At 69.7% G+C, this 22245-nt stretch carries 21 protein-coding genes, 3 tRNA genes and 1 pseudogene; 16 read left to right on the top strand and 9 right to left on the bottom strand.

Annotated features, from left to right (window positions below):
• The 6 genes and pseudogenes from BFN01_RS06665 to BFN01_RS06640 all read left to right on the top strand — a co-directional run.
• A pseudogene (locus BFN01_RS06665) lies at positions 1-503 on the top strand (hypothetical protein); the annotation flags it as partial.
• A 195-nt stretch (positions 504-698) separates the two neighbouring features.
• Positions 699-1475 carry a fumarylacetoacetate hydrolase family protein gene (locus tag BFN01_RS06660; protein WP_071642862.1) on the top strand — a complete coding sequence of 259 codons (777 nt, stop codon included), beginning with the start codon at positions 699-701 and terminating at the stop codon, positions 1473-1475.
• A complete protein-coding gene (locus BFN01_RS06655; protein ID WP_256221056.1) occupies positions 1472-2734 on the top strand; it encodes an MFS transporter in 1263 nt (420 codons plus the stop codon). The genes BFN01_RS06660 and BFN01_RS06655 overlap by 4 nt, the downstream gene beginning before the upstream one ends.
• A 40-nt stretch (positions 2735-2774) precedes the next feature.
• Positions 2775-4280 carry a glutamate--tRNA ligase gene (gene gltX / locus BFN01_RS06650; RefSeq protein ID WP_071642860.1) on the top strand — a complete coding sequence of 502 codons (1506 nt, stop codon included), beginning with the start codon at positions 2775-2777 and terminating at the stop codon, positions 4278-4280.
• A complete protein-coding gene (locus tag BFN01_RS06645) occupies positions 4277-5593 on the top strand; it encodes a threonine/serine exporter family protein (RefSeq protein WP_218161803.1) in 1317 nt (438 codons plus the stop codon). Before gltX ends, BFN01_RS06645 begins: the two co-directional genes overlap by 4 nt.
• Before the next feature lie 100 nt (positions 5594-5693).
• Positions 5694-5765 (top strand) — tRNA-Gln (locus tag BFN01_RS06640).
• 52 nt (positions 5766-5817) lie between these two features.
• On the opposite strand, the gene BFN01_RS06635 is transcribed toward BFN01_RS06640, so the two are convergent.
• Positions 5818-7401 (bottom strand): molybdopterin-dependent oxidoreductase, encoded by a 1584-nt coding sequence (locus tag BFN01_RS06635; protein WP_071642856.1) that lies wholly within the window; start codon positions 7399-7401, stop codon positions 5818-5820.
• A gap of 251 nt (positions 7402-7652) precedes the next feature.
• On the opposite strand from BFN01_RS06635, the gene BFN01_RS15785 reads away from it, so the two are divergent.
• Positions 7653-7799, top strand: coding sequence for an AmiS/UreI family transporter (locus tag BFN01_RS15785; protein ID WP_225211363.1), 147 nt, complete (start codon positions 7653-7655; stop codon positions 7797-7799).
• On the top strand, positions 7766-8362 hold the full coding sequence (locus BFN01_RS06630; protein ID WP_256221055.1) for an AmiS/UreI family transporter: 597 nt from the start codon (positions 7766-7768) through the stop codon (positions 8360-8362). Before BFN01_RS15785 ends, BFN01_RS06630 begins: the two co-directional genes overlap by 34 nt.
• Here the strand turns inward: BFN01_RS06630 and BFN01_RS06625 are convergent.
• Positions 8286-8894 carry a PRC-barrel domain-containing protein gene (locus tag BFN01_RS06625; RefSeq protein WP_071642852.1) on the bottom strand — a complete coding sequence of 203 codons (609 nt, stop codon included), beginning with the start codon at positions 8892-8894 and terminating at the stop codon, positions 8286-8288. The two genes, BFN01_RS06630 and BFN01_RS06625, sit on opposite strands and share 77 nt — an antisense overlap.
• Before the next feature lie 58 nt (positions 8895-8952).
• Positions 8953-9588 carry a hypothetical protein gene (locus tag BFN01_RS06620; RefSeq protein WP_177243820.1) on the bottom strand — a complete coding sequence of 212 codons (636 nt, stop codon included), beginning with the start codon at positions 9586-9588 and terminating at the stop codon, positions 8953-8955.
• Positions 9589-9799: 211 nt separating this feature from the next.
• On the opposite strand from BFN01_RS06620, the gene BFN01_RS06615 reads away from it, so the two are divergent.
• The gene (locus BFN01_RS06615; RefSeq protein WP_071642847.1) at positions 9800-10795 is read left to right on the top strand and encodes a pirin family protein; all 996 of its coding nucleotides are present in this window, start codon (positions 9800-9802) and stop codon (positions 10793-10795) included.
• Between the two features lies 1 nt (position 10796).
• Here BFN01_RS06615 and BFN01_RS06610 read toward each other — a convergent pair whose 3' ends face one another.
• Both BFN01_RS06610 and BFN01_RS06605 read right to left on the bottom strand, forming a co-directional pair.
• On the bottom strand, positions 10797-11147 hold the full coding sequence (locus BFN01_RS06610) for a GNAT family N-acetyltransferase (RefSeq protein WP_071642845.1): 351 nt from the start codon (positions 11145-11147) through the stop codon (positions 10797-10799).
• Positions 11144-11617 (bottom strand): carboxymuconolactone decarboxylase family protein, encoded by a 474-nt coding sequence (locus BFN01_RS06605; protein ID WP_071642843.1) that lies wholly within the window; start codon positions 11615-11617, stop codon positions 11144-11146. Before BFN01_RS06605 ends, BFN01_RS06610 begins: the two co-directional genes overlap by 4 nt.
• A 174-nt stretch (positions 11618-11791) precedes the next feature.
• Between BFN01_RS06605 and msrA the strand changes: the two genes are divergently transcribed.
• The gene (gene msrA, locus BFN01_RS06600; protein ID WP_071642841.1) at positions 11792-12349 is read left to right on the top strand and encodes a peptide-methionine (S)-S-oxide reductase MsrA; all 558 of its coding nucleotides are present in this window, start codon (positions 11792-11794) and stop codon (positions 12347-12349) included.
• A gap of 86 nt (positions 12350-12435) precedes the next feature.
• Positions 12436-13776: an APC family permease gene (locus BFN01_RS06595; RefSeq protein ID WP_071642839.1), complete on the top strand. Its 1341-nt coding sequence runs from the start codon at positions 12436-12438 to the stop codon at positions 13774-13776.
• Positions 13777-13779: 3 nt separating this feature from the next.
• Here the strand turns inward: BFN01_RS06595 and BFN01_RS06590 are convergent, their stop codons facing one another.
• On the bottom strand, positions 13780-14259 hold the full coding sequence (locus BFN01_RS06590) for an Lrp/AsnC family transcriptional regulator (RefSeq protein WP_071642837.1): 480 nt from the start codon (positions 14257-14259) through the stop codon (positions 13780-13782).
• Positions 14260-14373: 114 nt separating this feature from the next.
• On the opposite strand from BFN01_RS06590, the gene BFN01_RS06585 reads away from it, so the two are divergent.
• Both BFN01_RS06585 and pepN read left to right on the top strand, forming a co-directional pair.
• Entirely contained in the window at positions 14374-15564 is a 1191-nt protein-coding gene (locus tag BFN01_RS06585; RefSeq protein WP_218161802.1) for a PLP-dependent aspartate aminotransferase family protein, read from the top strand.
• 27 nt (positions 15565-15591) lie between these two features.
• Positions 15592-18096, top strand: a complete 2505-nt coding sequence (gene pepN / locus BFN01_RS06580; protein ID WP_071642835.1) for an aminopeptidase N — start codon at positions 15592-15594, stop codon at positions 18094-18096.
• A gap of 157 nt (positions 18097-18253) precedes the next feature.
• Here the strand turns inward: pepN and BFN01_RS06575 are convergent, their stop codons facing one another.
• Entirely contained in the window at positions 18254-18892 is a 639-nt protein-coding gene (locus BFN01_RS06575; protein ID WP_071642833.1) for an MBL fold metallo-hydrolase, read from the bottom strand.
• Positions 18893-19038: 146 nt separating this feature from the next.
• On the opposite strand from BFN01_RS06575, the gene BFN01_RS06570 reads away from it, so the two are divergent.
• The 3 genes from BFN01_RS06570 to BFN01_RS06560 all read left to right on the top strand — a co-directional run bounded on the left by BFN01_RS06570 (position 19039) and on the right by BFN01_RS06560 (position 20386).
• Positions 19039-19111 (top strand) — tRNA-Glu (locus BFN01_RS06570).
• Positions 19112-19225: 114 nt separating this feature from the next.
• Positions 19226-20251, top strand: a complete 1026-nt coding sequence (locus BFN01_RS06565; RefSeq protein WP_071642831.1) for an LLM class flavin-dependent oxidoreductase — start codon at positions 19226-19228, stop codon at positions 20249-20251.
• Positions 20252-20313: 62 nt separating this feature from the next.
• A tRNA-Glu gene (locus BFN01_RS06560) sits at positions 20314-20386 on the top strand.
• A 58-nt stretch (positions 20387-20444) separates the two neighbouring features.
• Here the strand turns inward: BFN01_RS06560 and BFN01_RS06555 are convergent.
• Together BFN01_RS06555 and BFN01_RS06550 are read right to left on the bottom strand one after the other, a co-directional pair.
• On the bottom strand, positions 20445-21251 hold the full coding sequence (locus BFN01_RS06555; RefSeq protein ID WP_071642829.1) for an SDR family oxidoreductase: 807 nt from the start codon (positions 21249-21251) through the stop codon (positions 20445-20447).
• Positions 21252-21316: 65 nt separating this feature from the next.
• Positions 21317-22245: DUF4349 domain-containing protein (locus BFN01_RS06550; protein WP_071642827.1), on the bottom strand; the 929-nt coding region annotated here is incomplete at its 5' end.

The raw sequence follows: 22245 nt of genomic DNA, 5'->3' as shown, positions 1-22245 counted from the left end.
CCGACGCGGCCCTGCGCAGGCGCACCGTAAGCGGGCAGGTGGTGGATGCGGAAGCGGATGCCCTGTGGCGCACCCAAGCCCGACGACTCGCCCGCCCTGGCTTGCGGGGCGTGCGTCAAGGCCGAGAGGTCACCGAGTTCGCCGACGGGAGGGCGCAGCTGCCCGGCGAGAGCGTCAGCCGCGTGCGGCTGCACCAGCTGGGCTTCTCGAACTACGATCTGCAGGTTCCCACCACCGGGGCGCAGGGCGATCGGTCTTGGGCGGACTTCGCCTTCCTGGGGACACGGCGGTTCGGCGAGTTCGATGGCAAGGACAAGTACCTCGATCCCGACCTTCGCACCGAGACTTCACCAGATGAAGCGGTGCTGGCCGAGAAGCAGCGAGAAGATGACATCCGAGGCGTCACCGGCTGGAGCTTCGCGCGTTGGGGATTCGAGCACATCCGCACACCCGACGCGCTCGGAGCACGTCTCGCCGCGTTCGGCATCCGGCCGCCCGGCTGACGTGTGCGCTGTTCCTCGCTCGTGATCTCTCTCCGCGCGCTCTCCAGGCCATGCCCCGGCACCCCCACTTCGCGCCCACGCCCCCACATGCGGACGTTCGTGCATGGGGGTGTCAGCGCGAACTAGGGGTGTCGGCGGAGGAAAGGACGGGGGAAGGGACGAGAGGAAGGCAGAGGGCGGGGATAGGCTGACGGGGTGAAGATCGCGCGTTTCAGTCACAACGACGGCATCCGGTACGGCATCCTCGACGAGAGCGAGATCGTCGTGCTCGACGGCGACCCCATGTTCGCCGGCTACCAGCCGATGGGGGAGCGCGTGCCTGTGGCCGACGTCGCCCTGCTCGCCCCGGTGATCCCGCGCTCGAAGGTCGTCTGCGTCGGCCGCAACTACCACGACCACGCCGCGGAGTTCGGCAACGTCGCCCCCGAGGAGCCGCTGCTCTTCCTCAAGCCCAACACCGCCGTCGTCGGCCCCGGCGACAGCATCGTGCGCCCGGCGATCTCGGAGCGCACCGAGTTCGAGGGTGAGCTCGTCGCGGTGATCGGTCGCATCGCCAAGAACGTCAGCGCCGAGAACGCTCTCGACTACGTCTTCGGCTACACGATCGGCAACGACGTGACCGCGCGCGACCTGCAGCGCAAGGACGGCCAGTGGACGCGCGGCAAGGGCTTCGACACGTTCTGCCCGCTCGGCCCGATCATCGAGACCGAATTCGAGGCCGCCACCGCACGGCTCGAGACTCGGGTGAACGGCGAGGTCCGCCAGCAGGCGCCGCTGACCGACATGATCCACTCGGTCGCCGACATCATCGCGTACGCCTCCGCCGCGTTCACCCTGCTCCCGGGGGACGTGATCATGACCGGCACCCCTGCGGGCGTGGGCGAAATCGTCGCCGGAGACAGCGTCGAGATCGAGATCAGTGGGATCGGCGTGCTGCGCAACCCCGTGCGCGACGCCTCGCCTGCCGCGTGAGCGCGGTGGGCACCGAGCCGATCGAAGACCTCCGCGCCGTCCAGCGCCGCACCGTCGGCGTGCTCGCCGCCGGGCAGGTGCTGGGCGGCATTGCGTTCGGCGCGACCGTCTCGCTCGGGGCCCTGCTCGCTGCCGACCTCTCGGGCGATGATGCGCTCTCGGGCCTCGCGACCGCGTCGGTCACCCTGGGCGCCGCCGCTTTCGCGATCCCGCTGGCCCGCTTCGCCGCGCGCCGCGGCCGCCGGATGTCGCTGACCGCGGGCAACCTGCTCGCCCTCATCGGCATCGGCATCGTCATCACCGCAGCCGCGCTGCGCTTCTTCCCGCTGCTCCTGGTCGGGATCATCATGATCGGCATGGGCAACGCCGGCAACCTGCAGTCGCGTTTCGCCGCCACCGATCTCGCCGCCCCCGAGCATCGGGGCCGCGATCTGTCGATCGTGGTCTGGTCGACCACGGTCGGCGGGGTCACCGGTCCGCTGCTGCTGCCGCTCGGCGAAGAGGTCGGCGCGCTGATCGGGATGCCCCCGCTCACCGGCTCGTACCTCTTCTCGCTCGTTGCGCAGGCGGCCGCGCTGGTGCTGTACGTGATCGCGCTCCGCCCGGACCCGCTGCTGACCGCCATGCGCGTGGCGGGATCGGCGGCGAAGGGCACCGTGCTCGGCGCCGACATCGACCGTCCGGTCGTGGCGCGATACGCGATCTTCGCCGTCTCCGGTTCGCACGCCGTGATGGCGTCGGTGATGGCCATGACGCCGATCCATCTGAAGCACATGGCCGACGGCGGCGGCCACGGGTCGACGCAGGAGGTGACACTGCTGGTCGGGGTGACGATCGCGCTGCACGTCGCCGGCATGTATGGTCTCTCCCCGCTGTTCGGGATCCTCGCCGATCGCTGGGGCCGCATCCGGGTCGTGCTGCTCGGGCAGGTCGTTCTCACCGCATCCCTGCTCACGGCGATCTTCGCCGGTGAGCATCCGGCGGGCGTGATGGTCGCGCTGATCCTGCTCGGACTGGGCTGGAGCGCGGCGACCGTCGCCGGCGCGGCACTGCTGACCGAATCGTCGACGGTGCTCATGCGCCCGCGGCGTCAGGGAGTCAGCGACTCGCTGATGAGCCTCACGGCCGCCGTCGGCGCCGCAGGCGCGGGCATCGTGCTCACCGAGTTCGGCTACGGCGGCCTCGCCACGGTCGCGCTGGTGCTCGTGATCGCCATCACCGCGCTCTCGCCGTTCGGCCGCATCCGCGACACGGCCTGAGCCGGGGCCGAGCATCCGCCACAGATAGACTCGAGGGGATATGGCTACCGTGCATCCCCTCACCACCACCGCCACCGGATCCGACGTCCGCGTGCGCTTCTGCCCCTCGCCGACCGGCCTGCCGCACGTCGGCATGGTGCGCACGGCGCTCTACAACTGGGCGTACGCCCGCCACAACGGCGGCAAGCTGATCTTCCGCATCGAAGACACCGATGCCGCGCGCGACAGCGAGGAGAGCTTCCGCCAGCTGGTCGACGCGCTCACCTGGATGAAGATCGACTGGGACGAGGGCGTCGAGGTCGGCGGCCCGCACGCGCCCTACCGCCAGTCCGAGCGGCACGACATCTACCGCGGTGTGATCGAGAAGCTGCTGGCGACCGGCGCGCTGTACGAGAGCTATTCGACGGCCGAGGAGATCGATGCCCGCAACGAGGCGAACGGTCGCGCGAAGCAGCTCGGCTATGACAACTTCGACCGCGATCTGACCGACGAGCAGAAGGCCGCCTTCCGCGCCGAGGGGCGTCAGCCCGCGCTGCGCCTGCGTGTGCCCGACGAAGACCTCACCTACGTCGACCTCATCCGCGGCGAGGTCACCTTCCCCGCCGGCTCGTTCCCCGACTTCGTCGTCGTGCGGCCCAACGGAGTGCCGCTGTACACGTTCGTGAACCCCGTCGACGACGCGTTGATGGGCATCACCCACGTGCTGCGCGGCGAGGACCTCATGCCGTCGACCGCCCGCCAGCTCGCGCTGTACGACGCGCTGATCGAGGCCGGCGTCACCACCTTCGTCCCGCGCTTCGCGCACATGCCGCTCGTGCTCGGCGAGACCGGCAACAAGAAGCTCTCCAAGCGCGACCCGCAGGCCGATCTCTTCCTGCACCGCGACCGCGGGTTCATCCACGAGGGGCTGCTGAACTACCTGGCGCTGCTCGGCTGGTCGATCGCCGCCGACCGCGACGTGTTCTCGCTCGACGAGTTCATCGCCGCGTTCGACATCGCCGACGTCAACCCGAACCCGGCGCGTTTCGATCAGAAGAAGGCCGAGTCGATCAACGGCGACCACATCCGCATGCTCGACGAGAAGGACTTCGCCGAGCGGATGCTGCCGTACCTCGCCGCCGCCGACGTGTTCGGCGGCGAGCCGACGCACGAGCAGATCGTGCTGGCCTTCCGTGCCGCGCCGCTCGTGCAGGAGCGCATGCAGCTGCTGGGCGAGTCGGCCGGCATGCTCGGCTTCCTCTTCACCGACAACGTCTCGTACGAGGCCGACGCTCTCAAGGGCCTGCCGGCGAACGCCGCGGAGGTGCTCGCCGCTTGCATCGCCGCTCTCGAGCCGGTCGAGGACTTCACCCCGGATGCCATTCAGGCGGCGCTCTCGGCGAAGCTCGTCGACGAACTCGGCCTCAAGCCCCGCGTCGCGTACGGTCCGCCCCGGGTGGCCCTGACGGGACGCCGCGTGTCGCCGCCGCTGTTCGAGTCGATGGAGCTGCTGGGCAAGGACGAGTCGCTGCGGCGGCTGCGTCTGCTCGCCGACTTCCTGGCGTGAGAGCGCAGGCGGCGCCGGATGCCGTGATGCCGGCCGCCGAGACGGACGTGATCCTCGGTGATCTCGGTGTCCTGCTGCTCGAGTGCGGCACGTCGGTGACCGACGTGCGCGGATCGCTCGAGCAGGTGAGCCGTCGCGCGGCGCCCGAGACGACTCTGGAGTTCGCGATCCTGCCGGAGATGGTGATGGTCAGCCGCCCTGGTGCGGCGTCGGCGACCACGACGGTGATCGGCAAGGGCGAGGCGCTCACGTTCCGTCAGTCCGCTCGCGCCAGCAGACTGGTGCGCGACCTCGAGTCGGGGACGGTGCCACTGGCATCCGCACCCGCGCGCATGGCCGCGATCCGCGCCACCCCGCGGCGGATGCCGGGTCTGCAGAGCGTCATCGGATGCGGTCTGCTCTCGATATCGCTGGCCGTGCTGTTCCGCTGTCCGTGGTGGGCGGCCGTGCTCGCCTTCGTCGTGGGCCTGCTGGTGGGTGCGCTGACCATGCTGATGATGCGGGTGCGCGCTGCGGCCGCAGTGGCGCCGTTCGTCTCGTCGTTCCTGTCGACGCTGCTCGTCGGGGTCGTCGCGAACGCTCTCGATCTCGGGCCCGTGCCGCTGTTCGCGGTGTGTGCACCGGTCGCCATCCTCGTTCCCGGTGCTCTGATCACCAACGCCCTGCTCGAGTTGACCTCGACCGACATCGTGACCGGCGCATCCCGACTGATGTACGGACTCATCATGCTGGCGTTCATGGCCGCCGGCCTGTATGCCGGCGCCGCGCTGACGGGGCTTCGCATCGACTCGGCATCGGCTGCGCTGGTCGGCGATGCCGTGCAGCTGTCGAACGAGAGTGCGGGGTGGGGTGCGCTGCCCCCGTTGTGGACCGCGTGGGGCGCCGTCGTCGTCCTGGCCGTCGGCATCGGCCTGGCGTTCGGGTCGGGCTTCCGCCTGACTCTCGTCTGCATCATGGCGATGACCGGCACGTACGCCGTGCTGGCTGTGTTCAGTCCGCTGGTCGGCAGCGTGGTCGCGATCGGGATCGCGGCAGCCGTGCTGTTCGTCGCCGCCCGCGTGCTCGAGCGCGTGATGCTCGCGGTTCCGGCCACCGTGTCGTTCCAGCCGGCGTTTCTGCTGCTCGTGCCCGGCACCGTGGGTCTGGTGTCGCTGGCGAGCTTCGACGCGCAGGCGCTGGCCTCGGCTCCGATGATGTTCCTCAGCCTGTGCATCGGCACGAAGGTCGGCGCTCTGCTGGCGGATCTCGCGCGCATCACACGATCGACGGTGTTCCTGCGGTGGACGAAACCGGCCCGGATGGGGGAGCTGTGATCGAGGCGGACGCGCCACGCCCGGGTATCCGGCGTCGATTCGCCATCTGCGGGCGGCTCGGGTAAGCTTGACTCTCGGTGCGAGGCTCCGGTTTCGCCCTTGGGGTATGGTGTAATTGGCAACACGGCTGATTCTGGTTCAGTTGTTCTTGGTTCGAGTCCAGGTACCCCAGCAGAGAAAAACCCCCGCTCAGGCGGGGGTTTCCTCATTCTGCGGCGCGAAACTCAGCTCACGGCGATCAGGGATCGCTGCCAGCCCGTCGATCCGTCGGGGGCGATGGGGGCGCTCTCCTGGATCTGCATCTCGCCGTTCTTGTTGATCGCGCGCACGGTGACGTAGTGGGTGCCGGGGGTGGCATCCCATTCCAGCATCCACTGCACCCAGGTGTCGGTGCTGATCGGAGCGGACAGCGTTGCTCGCTGCCATTCGCCGTCGTCGATGCGCACCTCGACGGCTTCGATGCCCACCGTCTGCGCCCAGGCGACACCGGCGATCGGGATGCGTCCGGCCGCGACGCTCTTGCCGATCTTCGGGGTGTCGATGCGCGACGAGAACTTGATGGGGGCCTGCGCGCTGTAGCCGCGCGGCGTCCAGTACGCCTCGTCCTTCTCGAACGTGGTGACCTTCAGCTCGGTGACCCACTTCGTCGCCGACACGTACCCGTACAGCCCGGGCACCACCATGCGGACGGGGAATCCGTGCTCGAGCGGGAGCGGCTGTCCGTTCATGCCGACGGCGAGGATCGCATCGCGGCCGGCATCGGTGAGCGCCGACAGCGGGGTGCTGGCGGTGTAGCCGTCCACGCTACGCGACAGCACCATGTCGGCGTCGGTCTGCGGGCCGGCGAGCCGCAGCACATCTCGGATCGGCACACCCAGCCACATCGCGTTGCCGACCAGATCGCCGCCTACGACGTTCGAGACGCAGGTCAGGGTGATCACGTACTCGTCCAGTCCCATCTCCACCAGCTCGTCGAACGAGAGCTCGACTCGCTTGTCGACCATGCCGTCGATCACGAGCCGCCAGCTCGCGGGGTCAACCGTGGGCACGGTGAGAGCGGTGTCGACCCGGTAGAAGTCGGCGTTCGGCGTGAACAGCGGCGAGATTCCCGGGATGTCGAGCTCGGCTCCGTCGGGGATGGTCACGGATGTCCGCGCCGGTGGCAGTCGCAGCCCCTTGCGGATCGCCGCCACGGACGAGCTCGTCGCGCTGACCACGCGGGAGGTGATCCCCACGACCAGCGCGGAGGCACCGGCGATGCCGGCGAGCGCGAAGAACCGGCGCCGGTCGACCGACACGCCGTCGGCTGCGCCGTCCGCGCCGTCGTCGCCACCCGCGTCGGAGTCGGGGATGGCGGCGGCGCGCTGCCAGGTGCGCAGCCGTCGGCACAGGAGGACGAGCGCCGCGATTCCCGCGACCGCACCGAGCACCGAGGGAAGGAAGGCGAGCGGGGTCACCCCGGCTCGCGTCGTCGTCGCGGCCACGGATGCCGCCCCTGCGATGCCGAGCGCGGTCGCGCCGAGCGGTGGCCGCACCAGCTGCAGGACGCCTGCGGCCGCTGATGCGATGACGACCGCGAGACCGAGACCGATCAGCAGCGCGACCTTGTCGAACTCGCCGAACGTCGAGATGGCGAACTCCTTGACAGGCTGCGGAACGACGTCGATGACGAACGAGCCGACGGCCAGCAGCGGGCTCGCATCGCGGGCCACCAGCAGCGCCGACAACTCCGCGGCGGCGAGGAACACCAGGCCGCTGACCACCCCGGCGACTGCGGCGAACGCGCCGCGTCGATTCTGTTTCGACATTGTTCCCCGATCCTCGGATCGGCCCGAGGGCCGCTTGTCGAGTGGTTCGGAGGCAGATCCGGATCGGATCGGAAGTGCCGCGGCCGCCTGCGGGCGGCGACGCGCTTTCGACTACATTCCGATCAGGCTGCACGATCATCGCGGTCGCGCCGTACGAGATGGTTGTCGACGCCATCGTCGGGCCGATGCCCCCCACCCGCGATGGCCTCGTACGCAATGCCGGCCATCGCCCTTCTCGAAGGAGCGACCAGATGTCCGACATCGGGCTCTTCTACGCCGGTGCCGTGCTGATCATCAACGGCATCATGCTGCTCGGCGCGATGACCCCCGAGCCGCAGCTCCGCTCAATCTGTTCGTCGGCGCCATGCAGGTCATCACCCCCACCGTCATGGTCATGACAGCGAACGACGACCCGGCGGTGATCTTCGCCGCGAGCGGCCTGTACCTCTTCGGCTTCACCTACCTCTGGGTGGGCATCAACGCCCTGGCGGATCTGCCCGCCACAGGTCTCGGCTGGTTCTCGCTCTTCGTCGCGGTCGCGGCGATCGGCTTCGCGGAGAGGACCTGGGCTGCGGGCGGCCGCGTCTTCGCGGTGATCTGGGTGCTCTGGGCGCTGCTCTGGCTGCTGTTCTTCCTGCTGCTCGGCCTCGGCAGGACCCACCTGGCACGGTTCACCGGTGCCATCGCGGTCGGTGAGGGCATCGCCACGGCCGCCGTCCCGGCGTGGCTGTCGCTCACCGGGGCGTTCGTCGACTCCGGCAGCGCGGCGCTGGCTCTCGCCGTGGCGGCGGCCGTCGGCCTGATCGTGCTCTACCTTCGGCTCGGGAGGACACCGCAGCGCGTCGACCGGACGAGCGCGCGCCGTCAGCCGGTGAGCCGGAGCGTCAGCTGGAGCGCGGCTCGTCGGTCCGGTCGACCGGCGGCTGCTCCGCCGGCTCGTACCGAGCCTGATCGGCCCTGACTCCATCCGGTGTCGCGTCATCGTGCGCCAGGGGAGCGGCGTCTGCCCGCTGGTCAGCGATGACGTACCGGTGGATGCGGATGCGCTTGCGTGGCGGCCGCTGGTCGTTCACCACATCGGGGCCCGTCCGAGCGTCGTCCTGGCTCGCGCCACGCTCGTCCGCACGTGGACGCGCGTCGTGCTCGTCGACGCGCGAGTCGTCGACGCGCGAGTCGTCTTCGCGTTCGCCGTCGTAGTGATCCTGGATGCGGTCGATGTCGTCGTCGGTCAGAGTGCCGTCGGCATCGATGCGCGGGGCGTGCGTGATCGTGTCCTTGTCGTATGTGACGTGCAGCACCTCGCCGTCGAACTCGGCGTCGCGCAGTGGCACGAACGACTCCCCTCTGCCGAACCAGCCGGTGGTGACGCCGGCATAGAGCGGCTGGCCGCCGTCGGGGTCGACGTACACGTGCTTCACCGTGCCGATTCTCGACCCGTCGGCGTCGACGACCTCAGCATCGAACAGGCTGTTGATCCGGTATGCGTCGATCATGGGTTGCCCTCCTGTCGGGCCGCGGCAGAGGCGGTCGCCGCCCCTGCCAGCCGGCGGTTCATCGTCCGAGTCCCACGCGGTCGACGCGGCGGTGGTAGCGCATGCCTCCGATGCCGCCGAGGATCGCGCCGCCCAGACTGACGAGAGCGACGACGATCGCGGTGATGATGCCGGTGACCGTGAGGCTGCCCTCGTCCACGGGGATACGCGGGAAGCTGTTCAGCTGACCGAGGACGTTGAACTGCGAACCGGCCACAGCGGCGACGATGGCCACCACGATCGCGATGACGATGGCCCAGACCCAGACGGCCAGACCCTGCTTCGCCCCGGAGAACCGCGCCATCCGACCGGCGACGTAGCCGCCGCAGTAGTAGGCGATGAACAGCACGACGGCCAGAGCGATCGCACCGATGATGGTGACGGTCTGGGCATTCGCACCGATCTCGTTAGCGGCATCCTCGACGTCGCCTTCGGCGACACCCAGCCCGAGGCCCGCCCCGACCGCGCTCAGCAGCGCCGTCAGCAGAACCGCCGTTCCGGTCGCGGTGAGCCAGCCGAAGAAGGCGGAGCCCCACTTGAAGCCACCGAAGCGCTCCTGTTCGCGTTCCAGCGCCTCTTCGCGCTGCGTGGGGCCTCGCTGCGCCGAGACGGCTGCGGGTTCACGCTCACGTGGATCCGAACCGGGTGTGCTCATGTCGACTCCTGACATCGGGTGGGCGGAGCGATCCGCGCCACGTGATCTTCTCCAGCGTCGGCTCTGCGGCTCGTGATGGTGAGGGGGTTGACCTCGGCGGCCGGAAGTGCCCTCCAGCGCGGCAGCGCCACCGAGGCATGACCCGAGCCGCGTGGTTCGCGGCTACGCTGACGTCATCCCGCATGACGTCGCAACAGCCCGAGGAGCCGCGATGACCAATCTCGAGAAGAACCCCTCGCTGAGCGTTCTCGACCCGGGGGAGCCCTGCACCTCCGTGGAGGTCCTCACCCCTCGGGAGGTGCCGCTCGGCGGTATCCGGGCGATGACGGTCTACCGGACTCTGCCGCAGAAGCGTCGATCGCTCGTCGGCGCCTGGTGCTTCCTCGATCACTACGGCCCCGACGACGTCGCCGAGACCGGCGGGATGGAGGTGCCGCGCCATCCCCACACAGGACTCGCCACGGTGTCGTGGCTGTTCACCGGGCGGATCGACCATCTCGATTCGAACGGGGTCGCCGCGGCTGTGCTGCCGGGTGAGCTGAACCTGATGGTCGCAGGTCAGGGCATCACCCATCAGGAGATCAGCACGCCCGACACCACGGTGCTGCACGGCGTGCAGCTCTGGTACGCCCTTCCCGACGCGACGCGGTTCACCGAGCACGGGTTCGCGCACTACGCGCCCGAGCCCGTCGACCTGCCCGGGGCGAGCGTGCGAGTGTTCATCGGTTCGCTGCTCGGCTCGACCTCGCCGGTCGACACCCGCACACCCGACATGCTCGGCGCGGAGCTGACGCTGCAGCCCGGCGCCCGCGTACGGCTACCGGTGCGTCGCGATTTCGAGCACGCCACCCTCGCCGAGACCGGATCGATCGTCCTGAACGGCGCCTCGGTGCAGCACCGGGAGCTCGGCTATGTGCCCACCGGCGCCGACACCATGACCATCGAGGCGGGCGCCGAGGGCGCGCGCGTGATCCTGCTCGGGGGTGTGCCACTGGGCGAGCAGATCGTGATGTGGTGGAACTTCATCGGACGCAGTCACGATGAGATCGAGGAGTTCCGCCGCCGCTATCAGGCTGAGCTCGGCTTCGAGCAGGCCGATCCGCGTGACGAGGGCAAACCGGTGCTGTTCGGACCGTATCCGGAGGGCCGGCTCGCCCCGCTGCCCGCGCCGCCGCTCCCGGGTGTGCGGCTGCGCCCGCGCGTGTAGCTCAGCCCTGCCGAGCCCGGATCGCGTCGCCGTGCTCGCTGCGGCGCTCGACGACGTGCTGCTGATACTCCGGATGCCTCGGCAGCCACGCCACCACGTACGGGCAGACCGGCACGATGCTCTTGCCCGCGGCGATCACGTCTTCGACGACCGCGCGCACCAGCGTCGACCCCAGACCCTGCCCGCCGTACTCGTCGGAGACCCCGGTGTGGAACAGCACGCGTTCGTCGCCGACGTCGACATAGGACTCCTCGCCGATCTCCGTCGACTGCGTGCCGTCGTCGCCGCGGTCGATCAGCACGTAACGCGACTCGTCGGGAAGGTGGCGCACGATGAAGCGCTCCTCGGTCATGACAGCACCTTGCCGTCGTCGCCGCGGGGTCGCACGGGGTGCTCGCTGAGGATCGAGATGCGGTTGAACATGTTGATGGTCAGCGCGACCCACTCGGCGGCAGCGAAGGTGTCGTCTCCCAGAACGGCGCGAGCGCCGGACAGGTCGGCTTTCGACTCCTCGGTCAGCGGCATGCGCGTCGCCGCCTCGGCCACGGCCAGCACGGCGGCCTCGCGCTCGGAGTAGAGCGTCGTCTCCCGCCACGCGGGAAGCAGATCGATCTTCTGCTGCGGGATGCCGGCGCTGCGTGCCTCGCGGGTGTGCAGATCGAGGCAGAACGCGCAGGCATTGATCTGCGACGCGCGCACCTTGATGAACTCGCTCTCCTGCAGCGAGAGCCCGCGTCGCTCGGCCTCGCCCGCCACGGCACGGGAGTACTCTCCGGCGGCCTTCCAGACGTCAGGCGCGGACTTGTCGAGATAAGGACGCATTTCTCTCCTCCGATGCGGTCACCGGCCGGCAGGCGGCTCTGAGCACCAACCTAGACGGTGCGCGGCGCATTCCCGGCAGGTGGACCCGCCGACCTGCCCCACAGCCCAGGAGCGGATGCAGAATGGAGAGAACGGGGACAGGCGAGTCCCGTCACGACCTACGAGGAGAAGCGCATGACCAGCGGAGCGAGCGACACCGGAGAGATCACCCGCCGAGACGGCACCGAGACGGCCGTGCTGGCCGGCGGATGCTTCTGGGGCATGGAGGATCTCGTGCGCCGTCAGCCCGGCGTGCTGGCGACGCGCGTCGGCTACACGGGCGGGGAGAACGACCACGCGACCTACCGCAACCACCCCGGGCACGCCGAGGCGCTCGAGATCGTCTTCGATCCCGCACAGACGACGTACCGCGACATCCTCGCCTTCTTCTTCCAGATCCACGACCCTTCGACGCTGAACCGCCAGGGCAACGACATCGGAACCAGCTACCGCTCGGCGATCTTCCCGCTCGACGCGGAGCAGGAGCGCGTGGCGCGCGAGACCATTGCCGATGTCGACGCATCGGGGCTGTGGCCCGCTCCCGCCGTGACCACCATCGAGCCCGCTGGTCCGTTCTGGGAGGCCGAGCCCGAGCACCAGGACTACCTGGTGCGCTACCCGAACGGATACACGTGCCACTTCCCGCGCGCGGGCTGGGTGCTGCCGCGTCGTGAGGCCGATACGACGGTGTAGTCGAGCAGCGGTGACGACGTAGCCGCAGCATCCCTCGAGTGTCAAGGCGTGTGCGGCTGCGGTCGGGCGCCCCTAGCGTCAGGAGCATGGAGACCGCTGAGAACCCCCCACGGCTGCGTCGAGCGATCAGCGGGCCGATGCTGTTCGCGTTCATCCTCGGTGACGTGCTCGGCGCCGGGATATACGCGCTCATGGGCGTGCTGTCCGAGAGCGCGGGCGGCATGCTGTGGGCGCCCCTGATCGTCGCACTGCTGCTCGCACTGCTGACTGCGGGCTCCTACGCCGAGCTCGTGACGAAGTACCCGCGAGCCGGGGGAGCGGCGGTGTTCGCGGAGCGCGCGTTCCGCAGCTCGCTGCTGTCTTTCCTGGTCGGGTTCAGCATGCTCGCGGCCGGCGTGGTCAGCGCGGCGGGCCTCGCCATCGCGTTCTCCGGCGACTACCTGGCCACCTTCATCGATGTGCCCGTCATCCCCGCGGCGATGGTCTTCCTCGTTCTCGTCGGTCTGCTCAACGCCAGGGGCATCCGCGAATCGATGGGCACCAACCTCGTGATGACCGCCGTCGAGCTCTCCGGGCTCGTCATCGTCATGGTCGTGGTCGCCATGTATGTCGGCCGGGGTGGCGGAGATCTCGGCCGCGCCACCGAGCTGCCCGACGGCGTCGGCGTCGCGGGTGCGGTGCTCGGCGGTGCGATCGTCGCCTACTACTCGTTCGTCGGGTTCGAGACCTCCGCGAACGTGATCGAAGAGGTCAAGCAGCCCAGTCGGGTCTACCCGCGAGCGCTGTTCGGAGCGCTGGTCACGGCGGGCATCGTCTACGTGCTCGTCGGCGTCGCCAGCGCCGCCGCGCTGCCCGCAGACGAGCTGCAGGAGTCATCCGGCCCGCTGCTGGCCGTCGTCGAGGCGACCGGGGTGAGCGTGCCGTCGTGGCTGTTCAGCCTCATCGCGCTCATCGCCGTCGCCAACGGCGCGCTGCTCACCATGATCATGGCCAGTCGGCTCGCGTTCGGCATGGCCGAGCAGGGCCTGCTGCCCTCGCCGCTCGGTCGCGTGCTGCCCAGACGGCGCACGCCGTGGGTGGCGATCGTCGCGACCACGGGCGTCGCGATGCTGCTGACCCTCGTCGGCGACCTCGGAACCCTCGCCGAGACCGTGGTGCTGCTGCTTCTCCTGGTCTTCATCAGCGCGAACGTGTCGGTGCTGGTGCTGCGCCGCGACAGGGTGCAGCACGAGCACTTCCGGGTGTGGACGTTCGTGCCCGTGCTCGGCGTGATCTCCTGCCTCGTGCTGCTCAGTCAGCAGCGACCGATCGTCTGGCTCTTCGCGGGGATCCTGCTGGCCGTCGGCGTGATCCTGTGGCTCAGCACCCGTCGCTTCGCCGCACGGCCGCTCGACGGTCGGGCCGGTGAGGTCTCGGACGAGCGCTGAGCGTCACGCGCGAGGGAGCACGCCGGCGCCCTCGCGCAGCTCGAACACCAGCTGTGTCTCCGTGGCCCTGACGATGTCGTGCACCGTGATGCGCTCGAGCACGATGTCTCGCAGCGCTGCGGCGTCGGCCACGGCGACATGCACGAGGAAGTCGTCGGCGCCGGCGATGTGGAAGACCTGCAGCACTCCTCGGGTCGCCACCAGGGCGTCGAACAGGGCCTCCACGCCATCCCTGCTGTGATTGCCCAGGCGCACGCGGATCATCGCCTGCACGGGCGCGCCCACCGCGGCGGGGTCGATCTCGAGTCGGGAGCCCGAGATCACGCCGCGGCCGCGCAGCGTGCGCAGCCGGAAGGCGCAGGTGGATGCCGGGATGCCCAGCGCCTGCGCCACGTCCTTGATGGGAGCCTGCGGGTCGTCCATCAGCGCTCCGAGGATGCGCAGATCGAGCTCGTCGACGACGCCCTGCTGTGCTGCTGCCAACGTGTGCTCCCGAGATCGATGTCGCGTTGCTCAGGAAACAACTTACGCGCGCTCTCCGACTGCCCGCGACAACTCGGCTGGACTGCGGTGAGCGAGGAGAGCAGGATCGATGGCATGTCCGACATGCCGCTGCACCCCGACACCGTTGCCGTCCACGCCGGCCGCGCCGACTTCGGCGCCCTCGGCGTCCACGCCGCCCCGATCGACCTGTCGTCGACGAATCCGCTGCCCGACATCCTGCACGGCGGCGACTCGTACGAGTCCATGGCCACGGGCGGTCACCCCCTGCCCGACGGCGGCAACGTGTACGCCCGGCTGTGGAACCCCACGGTCGCGCGCTTCGAGGAGGCGCTCTCCGAGCTCGAGCACTCCGAGGCGTCCGTCGCGTTCGGCTCCGGGATGGCGGCCATGACCGCGGCGATCCTCGCCCACACCACCGCTGTCGGCAAGCGGCACATCGTGGCCGTGCGCCCGCTCTACGGCGGCACCGACCACCTGCTCGACTCCGGACTGCTCGGCGCCGAGGTGACGTTCTGCCACGAGCACGAGGTGGCGGCGAGCATCCGACCGGACACCGGCATGATCGTGCTCGAGACCCCGGCGAACCCGACGCTCGATCTCGTCGACATCGCGGCCGTCGTGGCGCAGTCCGACGGCGTCCCGGTGCTCGTCGACAACACGTTCGCGACGCCGCTGCTGCAGAACCCCCTCGATCTCGGGGCGGCCATGTCGATGCACAGCGCGACGAAGTACATCGGCGGCCACGGCGATGTCATCGCCGGGGTGATCTCGTGCAGCGAGCGCACGGCCGAGGCTCTGCGTCGGGTGCGGGCGATCACCGGCGCTCTGCTGCACCCGCTGGGCGCCTACCTGCTGCACCGCGGCCTCGCCACGCTGCCGATGCGCATCCACGCCCAGCAGAGCTCGGCACGCGCACTGGCTCACTCGCTTCGCGAGAACCCGGCGGTCAGTGAGGTTCTCTACCCCGAGTTCGATGACGAGCGCGGCCTCATCGGTCGGCAGATGCGCGGCGGGGGAGCGATGATCTCCATCCGGCTCGCCGGCGGGTACGCCGCCGCCGAGGCGCTCACCGGCGCGGTCCGGCTGTTCACGCATGCCGTATCGCTCGGCGGGGTCGACTCTCTGATCCAGCATCCGGCAGCCCTCACCCACCGCCCGGTCGCGCCCGATGCGCGACCCGGCGCCGATGTCGTGCGGCTGTCCATCGGCCTCGAGAACGTCGACGATCTGCTGACCGACCTCGAGCAGGCCCTCGCGAAGGCGCGGGTGCAGGCCACTGCGTGAGGGCCTGCGACGTGACACCATGGACGAATGAGCTCCGCCAATCTGTCCCGCGACGAGACCGCCCGCCGCGCAGCGTCGATCACGCTGCGCGAGGTGCGCGTCGAACTCGACCTCGCGGGTGCCCCCGAGCGTGCCCGCACCGGCTTCTCCACCACGACGACGCTGACGTTCGACGCGACAGAGGCTGAGACCTGGCTCGACTTCATCGGCGAGTCCGTCGACCGTGTCACGGTCGACGGAGAAGAGCGGGAGGTGCGCTGGGACGGCGCGCGCATCCTGCTCGACGGGCTCGGCGGCTCCCACGTCGTGCGCGTCGAGGGCGTCGCGGCGTACAGCCGCTCGGGCGAGGGCATGCACCGATTCCACGACCCGGTCGACGGCGAGACGTATCTGTACACGCAATACGAGCCGGCCGACTCGCGCCGGGTCATGGCGTGCTTCGAGCAGCCCGACCTGAAGGCCTCGTACACGTTCCGCGTGGTCGCTCCCGCCGGCTGGCACGTGCTCTCGAACCAGTCGCCGGCGCACGTGACGCCGGGGATCGGCGTGCAGACCGTGGAGTTCGCGCCCACCCTGCCCATCTCGAGCTTCATCACCTCGGTCGCGGCCGGGCCCTATGCGCGGATCGACGGCGAATGGTCGCGAGACGATCAGAGCATCTCCCTCGGTGTGCTGTGCCGCGCCTCGCTCGCCGAGCACCTGGAAGCCGATGAGATCCTCGAGGTCACCCGTCAGGGCCTGGACTTCTTCTCCGACGCGTTCGCCTACCCGTATCCGTGGGGCAAGTACGATCAGATCTTCGTGCCGGAGTACAACCTCGGCGCGATGGAGAACCCGGGCCTGGTGACCTTCACCGAGGCGTACATCAACCGGGGAGCCGCGACCGACGCGCAGCGCGGCGCCCGCGCGAACACGATCCTGCATGAGATGGCCCACATGTGGTTCGGCGATCTCGTGACCATGCGCTGGTGGGACGACCTGTGGCTCAAGGAGTCGTTCGCCGATTACATGGGCACGCACGCCGCCGCAGCCGCGACCCGATTCACGGACGCCTGGGCACGATTCGCCAACAGTCGGAAGACCTGGGCGTATCGGCAGGATCAGCTGCCCACCACGCACCCGATCGTCGCCGACATCCCCGATCTCGAGGCCGCGAAACTGAATTTCGACGGCATCACCTACGCGAAGGGCGCCTCGGTGCTCAAGCAGCTGGTCGCGTTCGTCGGCGAGGACGCCTTCTTCGAGGGCGCCCGACGCTACTTCGCCGCGCACGCGTTCGGCAACACCACGCTGGACGACCTGCTCGACGAGCTCGAGGCTGCCTCCGGCCAGCCCCTGCGCGAGTGGTCGCAGTCGTGGCTGGAGACCAGCGGAGTCTCGGCGCTGTGGCTCGAGGAGGATGCCGAGGGACGACGTGTGCTCGTGCAGGACAGCGGTGACATCGCTCCACGTCCGCACCGGCTGCGGGTGGGGCTGTACGACCTCGTCGACGGCGGCCTCGCCCTGCGGGAGCGCATCGAGCTGACGGTCGAGCGGGAGCGCACCGACGTCGAGATCCCGGATGCCGATCTCGTGCTCCTCAACGACGACGATCTCACCTACGCCAAGGTGCGCCTCGATGAGCGCTCGCTCGACACCGTCGCCGCCTCGCTGTCGACTGTCTCGGATGAGCTCGCGCGCGGGCTCATCTGGTCGTCGCTGTGGAACGCCACCCGCGACGGCGAGCTGTCCGCGACCCGCTACCTCGACATCGTGCGGGCGCACGCGCCCGCCGAGCCGAACGTGGCGCTGCTCAGCGCGACGCTGCTTAACGCCGCGTTCGCGATCACGCACTACGTCGTCGACGACGAGCGCGCAGAGCAGCGCCGTTCCTGGGTCGACTCGACCTGGGCCGCGCTGCAGGGCGCCGATCCCGGCAGCGACGCTCAGCTGTCGTGGGCGCGCGCCTTCGCCACCGCCTCTGCGTTCGACGGCTCCCGCGCCGACGATGTCCGGGCGATCCTCGGCGGCGACGCCCCGCAGGGACTTCCCATCGACGCCGATCTGCGCTGGCTCCTGCTGACCGCCCTCGCGACCACGGGACACGCGGATGCCGAGCAGATCGCAGCAGAACGCGCGTCAGACGACACGGCGGCGGGCCGCACCGCTGAGATCCGCGCCCTGGCATCCCGGCCCGACGCCTCGACCCGCGCCGCGGCGTGGGAGGCGGCGTGGGACGACCTCAGCCTGAGCAACGACCACCTCGACGCGACCATCGCCGGCTTCCGCGCCGGCGGGCGTCGTGACCTCATCGCGGGTTTCGACGCGCAGTACTTCGAGCGGATCCGGGGCGTCTGGGCCGAGCGGAGCATCGAACTCGCCCAGCGCCTGGTGCTCGGTCTCTTCCCGGCGACGGACAGCACTGACGCCGTCGACGCCTGGCTCGAGCAGAACGCGGATGCTCCGGGTGCGCTGCGCCGTCTCGTGATCGAATCGCGCGACGACCTCGCCCGCGATCTGCGCGTGCGGGCGGCTCAGCCCTCAATCAGCTGACAGCGCGCTCGCGATGTCCTCACCGAGGTGTCGAAGCTCGGGACGATCATCGGGGGAGAGGACGTCCATCTGTGCGAGCAGCGGGGCCTGGTCTTCCAGAAGCGCGCGGACTAGACCGGATCCGAGTCGACGCTCGGCGCGGGGCGAATCGCCCACCTCACCCCTCGAGCACGTCGCCGGGGTCCAGCGCCGAGAACGTCCCGCCGCCCTGTTCGGTGGCCCACTGCAGGCGCTGACGATGCATGGCGAGGCCGATGCTCGACAGTGTCATGTCATGCGTGCCGAAGCAGCGGCGAGGCGCGACCGCGAGGACGAAGTCCATCGCCTCGCCGATCTTCAGCCACGGCGCGCCGATCGGAGCGGCGAGCGTGTTCACCTCGACGTCTTCAGGGATCGCGTAGGAGTCGCCGGGGTAGTAGAGCTCGTCGTTGACGAGAACGCCGAGATTCTCGACCCGAGGCATGCTCTCGTGGATGACCGCGTGCTCGCCGCCGAAGAAGCGCAACTCGAAGCCGTCGACGCTCACCGCGTCGCCCGGCTGGACGACCGTGACGTCGTGGTCCGCAGCGGCAGCCGCCACGTGCGCCGTGCTGAGGATCGGGATGCCTGGTGCAGCGCGCAGGATGCGATCGAGGTGCTCCGTCGTCCAATGGTCCGGGTGCTCGTGGGTGATCACGACGGCGACCACGTCGCCGAGGTCGGTGAGAGCAGCGGTGAACGTCCCCGGATCGATGATGAGGGTGCGGCCCGCGTGCTCGACTCGCAGGGCCGCATGTTCGTGTCTCATGATGCGCATGGCGAGAGTCAACCTCGTGGCGCGGATTCGGGCAACCCTCTTGCCGCGACACGCCCGTGATGCGTGCTCGCGCGGCCGCGATTTGGAGCAGCGGCCCACCCCGTGCCAGACTTGCACGGTTGCCAGATCGGCCCTTCGGGCCGAACGGCCCCATCGTATAGCGGCCTAGTACGCCGCCCTCTCACGGCGGTAACGCGGGTTCGAATCCCGCTGGGGTCACAGCGACACAGAAGGCCCTCCGATTCTCGGAGGGCCTTCTTCTTGCCCGGGCGCTGTATTCCCGAGTGTTGTATTCAGGGGAATGAATCCCGCCGAGAGTCCGTTGCGTTCTACATGACTGGCATTCAATTCGGCCTAGACACGTTCGGCGGAGTCACCACCGACGCCGACGGCGAGAGCGTTCCCCATCCTCAGGTGATCCGCGACATCGTCGACGAAGCCGTGCTCGCCGACAGTGTGGGACTCGACTTCTTCGGTCTGGGCGAGCACCACCGCCCGGACTTCGCGGTCTCCAGCCCCGAGGTCGTGCTCTCCGCCATCGCCGCACGGACCGACCGCATCCGGCTGGGCTCCGCCGTCACCGTCCTCAGCTCGGACGACCCGGTGCGGGTGTTCGAGCGCTTCTCGACCCTGGACGCCGTCTCGAACGGCCGCGCGGAGATCGTCGCCGGGCGCGGCTCGTTCATCGAGTCGTTCCCCCTGTTCGGCTTCGACCTTCGCCAGTACGAGGAGCTGTTCGAGGAGCGCCTCGACCTGCTCTCGCAGCTGCTGAAGGAAGAGCCGGTGACCTGGCAGGGCAGCACGCGCGCGGCTCTGGAGAACCAGAGGGTCTTCCCGACGACGGCCGACGGAATCCCCACCTGGGTCGGAGTCGGCGGCAGCCCCGACTCCGTGGTGCGCACGGCGCGCTACAACTTCGGGCTGTTCCTCGCGATCATCGGCGGTCCCGCGGCACGCTTCGCGCCGTACATCGATCTGTTCACCAGGGCCCAGGACCAGTTCGGCGTGCCGCACCAGCCGGTCGCCGTGCACTCGCCTGGGCTCGTGGCCGAGACCGACGAGCAGGCCCGCGCTCTGACGCATGACGGGTGGCTCGCGATGCGCACCCGGCTGGGTCAGGAGCGCGGGTGGCCGGCGCCCGCGGTCGGCGACTTCGAGCGCGAGATTGAGGGAGGCGCGCTGTACGTCGGCTCGCCCGAGACGGTCGCGCGCAAGATCGTCGGCACCCTGCGAACCCTCGACGTCGACCGCTTCGACCTGAAGTACGACCAGAACGCCGTCACTCACCAGACGATGATGGACTCGATCGCGCTGTACGGCGAGAAGGTGGTCCCGCTCGTGAAGGACATGCTCGGCTGAGAGCATCGGGCTGATTTTGTGCGGTGAGATCCGTCATGGCATACTTGAACGGTTGCAGTGACGGCCCCATCGTATAGCGGCCTAGTACGCCGCCCTCTCACGGCGGTAACGCGGGTTCGAATCCCGCTGGGGTCACCGACACGATGAAGGCCCTCCGGCATCCGGAGGGCCTTCATCGCGTTCCGGCGCGGGTTCAGCCCTCCCGCCAGCTGTCATCTGCGAGGTGCGATCCGGCCTGCGGGCCCATCTGCAGCATCCCGCCGTCGACGCTCCAGTCCGCGCCCGTCACATAACTCGCATCCGCTGAGGCGAGGAAGGCGATCACGGCCGCGACCTCCTCGGCCTTGCCCGGTCGCCCGAGCGGCACACCGGGCCGGTGGGTGCGGTCGGCATCGGCGGACGTGCGCCCGCTCGCAGCCGTCGCGATCTCACCGGGCGCCACGGCGTTGGCCGTGATGCCGTGCGCACCGAGCTCCTGCGCCATGGTCTTGATCAGTCCGGACAGCCCGTGCTTCGCCGCGATGTAGGCAGCCAGGCCCACCCGCGGCTGGTGCGCGTGCACACTCGTCACGGCGATGATCCGGCCACCCATGCCCGCGGCGACCATGCGCCGCGCGGCGGCCTGCATCCCTGCGAAGGCCCCGTCGAGGTTCAACGCTACCGTCCCTCGCCATTCGCTCAGCGGCACGTCGAGGAACGGACGGGGCACGCTCGCGCCCGCGTTGTTCACGAACACGTCGAGCCCGCCCAGGCGTTCCGCGAGAGAGTCGACCACCCCGGCCACGCGGTCGAGGTCGGTCGCATCGAACCGTGCGACCGCGGCGCTGCGCCCTCGCTCGCGCACCGCAGCCGCCGTCCGCTCGGCACCCTCCTCGTCGCTGTGCCAGGTGATGCCGACATCCATCCCGGTGTCGGCGAGGGCGAGGGCGGTGGCGGCGCCGATCCCGGAGTCGGATGCGGTGACGATCGCGTACCGGGGAAGGAAGGTCGTGGCTGTCATGGCCGCACGCTACCCGACGGATGCACGGGCGTGGAAGGGTCTTCTCGGCCGCGCGGCCGCCGGACTCAGTCGGCCGTGCGCCCGCGCCGACGGCGTCGGATGAGCCAGATGACGAGCAGCGCGATCGCGGCGACGCCGAGCCAGGGCAGGAGGAACCCGAGAACGACGACGAATCCGTTCATGCTCGCCACCAGCCCATTCCACCCGGCCAGCAGCCCGTCGCCGAAACCGGCCGGATCCGGGTCGGCCGCGCTCGTCCGCTCGGTCAGCTGAATCGAGATCGTCGACAGGGCGACCTGCTCATCGAGCGTCTCGAGCTGCTGCTCGTAGCTTTCGAGCTGCGCCTGGCGCTCGCTCAGCGCGGATTCTGCGGCGATCAGGTCCGCCACCGAGCCGGACCTGCTCATGAGTTCGGTGAGACGCTCGACCGAGGTGCGGGCTGAGGCGATCCGCGCGCGCAGATCGACGGCGGTCGACGTGACGTCATCTCGCGAGATCGTCGAGCGCAGCACCTCGGCATCCGCGCCCAGGGCGTCCATCACCTCGTTCACATCGGCGGCGGGAATCCGGATGCTGATCCACCCGGTGCCCGCCTCGCGCGGCTGCTCGGGTGCGATGCCGTCCGCGCTCGGATCCAGCCCGAGCGAGGCGGATTCGACGAAGCCGTCGTGCTCGGCGGCCAGAGCGGCGATGTCGCTCGCCGTTCTCGTGACATCGCTCACCCGCAGCGACATCTCGGCCGTGACGATGATCTCCCTCGTGTCGTCCAGAGTCGCGAACGGCAGATCCGCCCCCGTGCCGCCGCTGTCGTCACGCGGCGCCACCGCCCCGCCCGACGCCTCCGATGCGTCGACAGCATCGCCCCCGTACTCCGCCTGCCCGCTGCGGGGGGCGGCGTCGACGCCGTCGGCTGCCGGCGCCACCGCTGCCGAATCTCCCGCGCCGCCCGGCGTCAGGGATCCGAGTCCGTTCAGCAGCGGTGGCGCGATGAGCG

Source organism: Microbacterium sp. AR7-10 (assembly GCF_001878835.1).
Taxonomy (GTDB): Bacteria; Actinomycetota; Actinomycetes; order Actinomycetales; family Microbacteriaceae; genus Microbacterium; species Microbacterium commune.
Note: the sequence above shows the minus strand (reverse complement) of the source record. Positions and strands in the feature narration are given on the sequence as shown.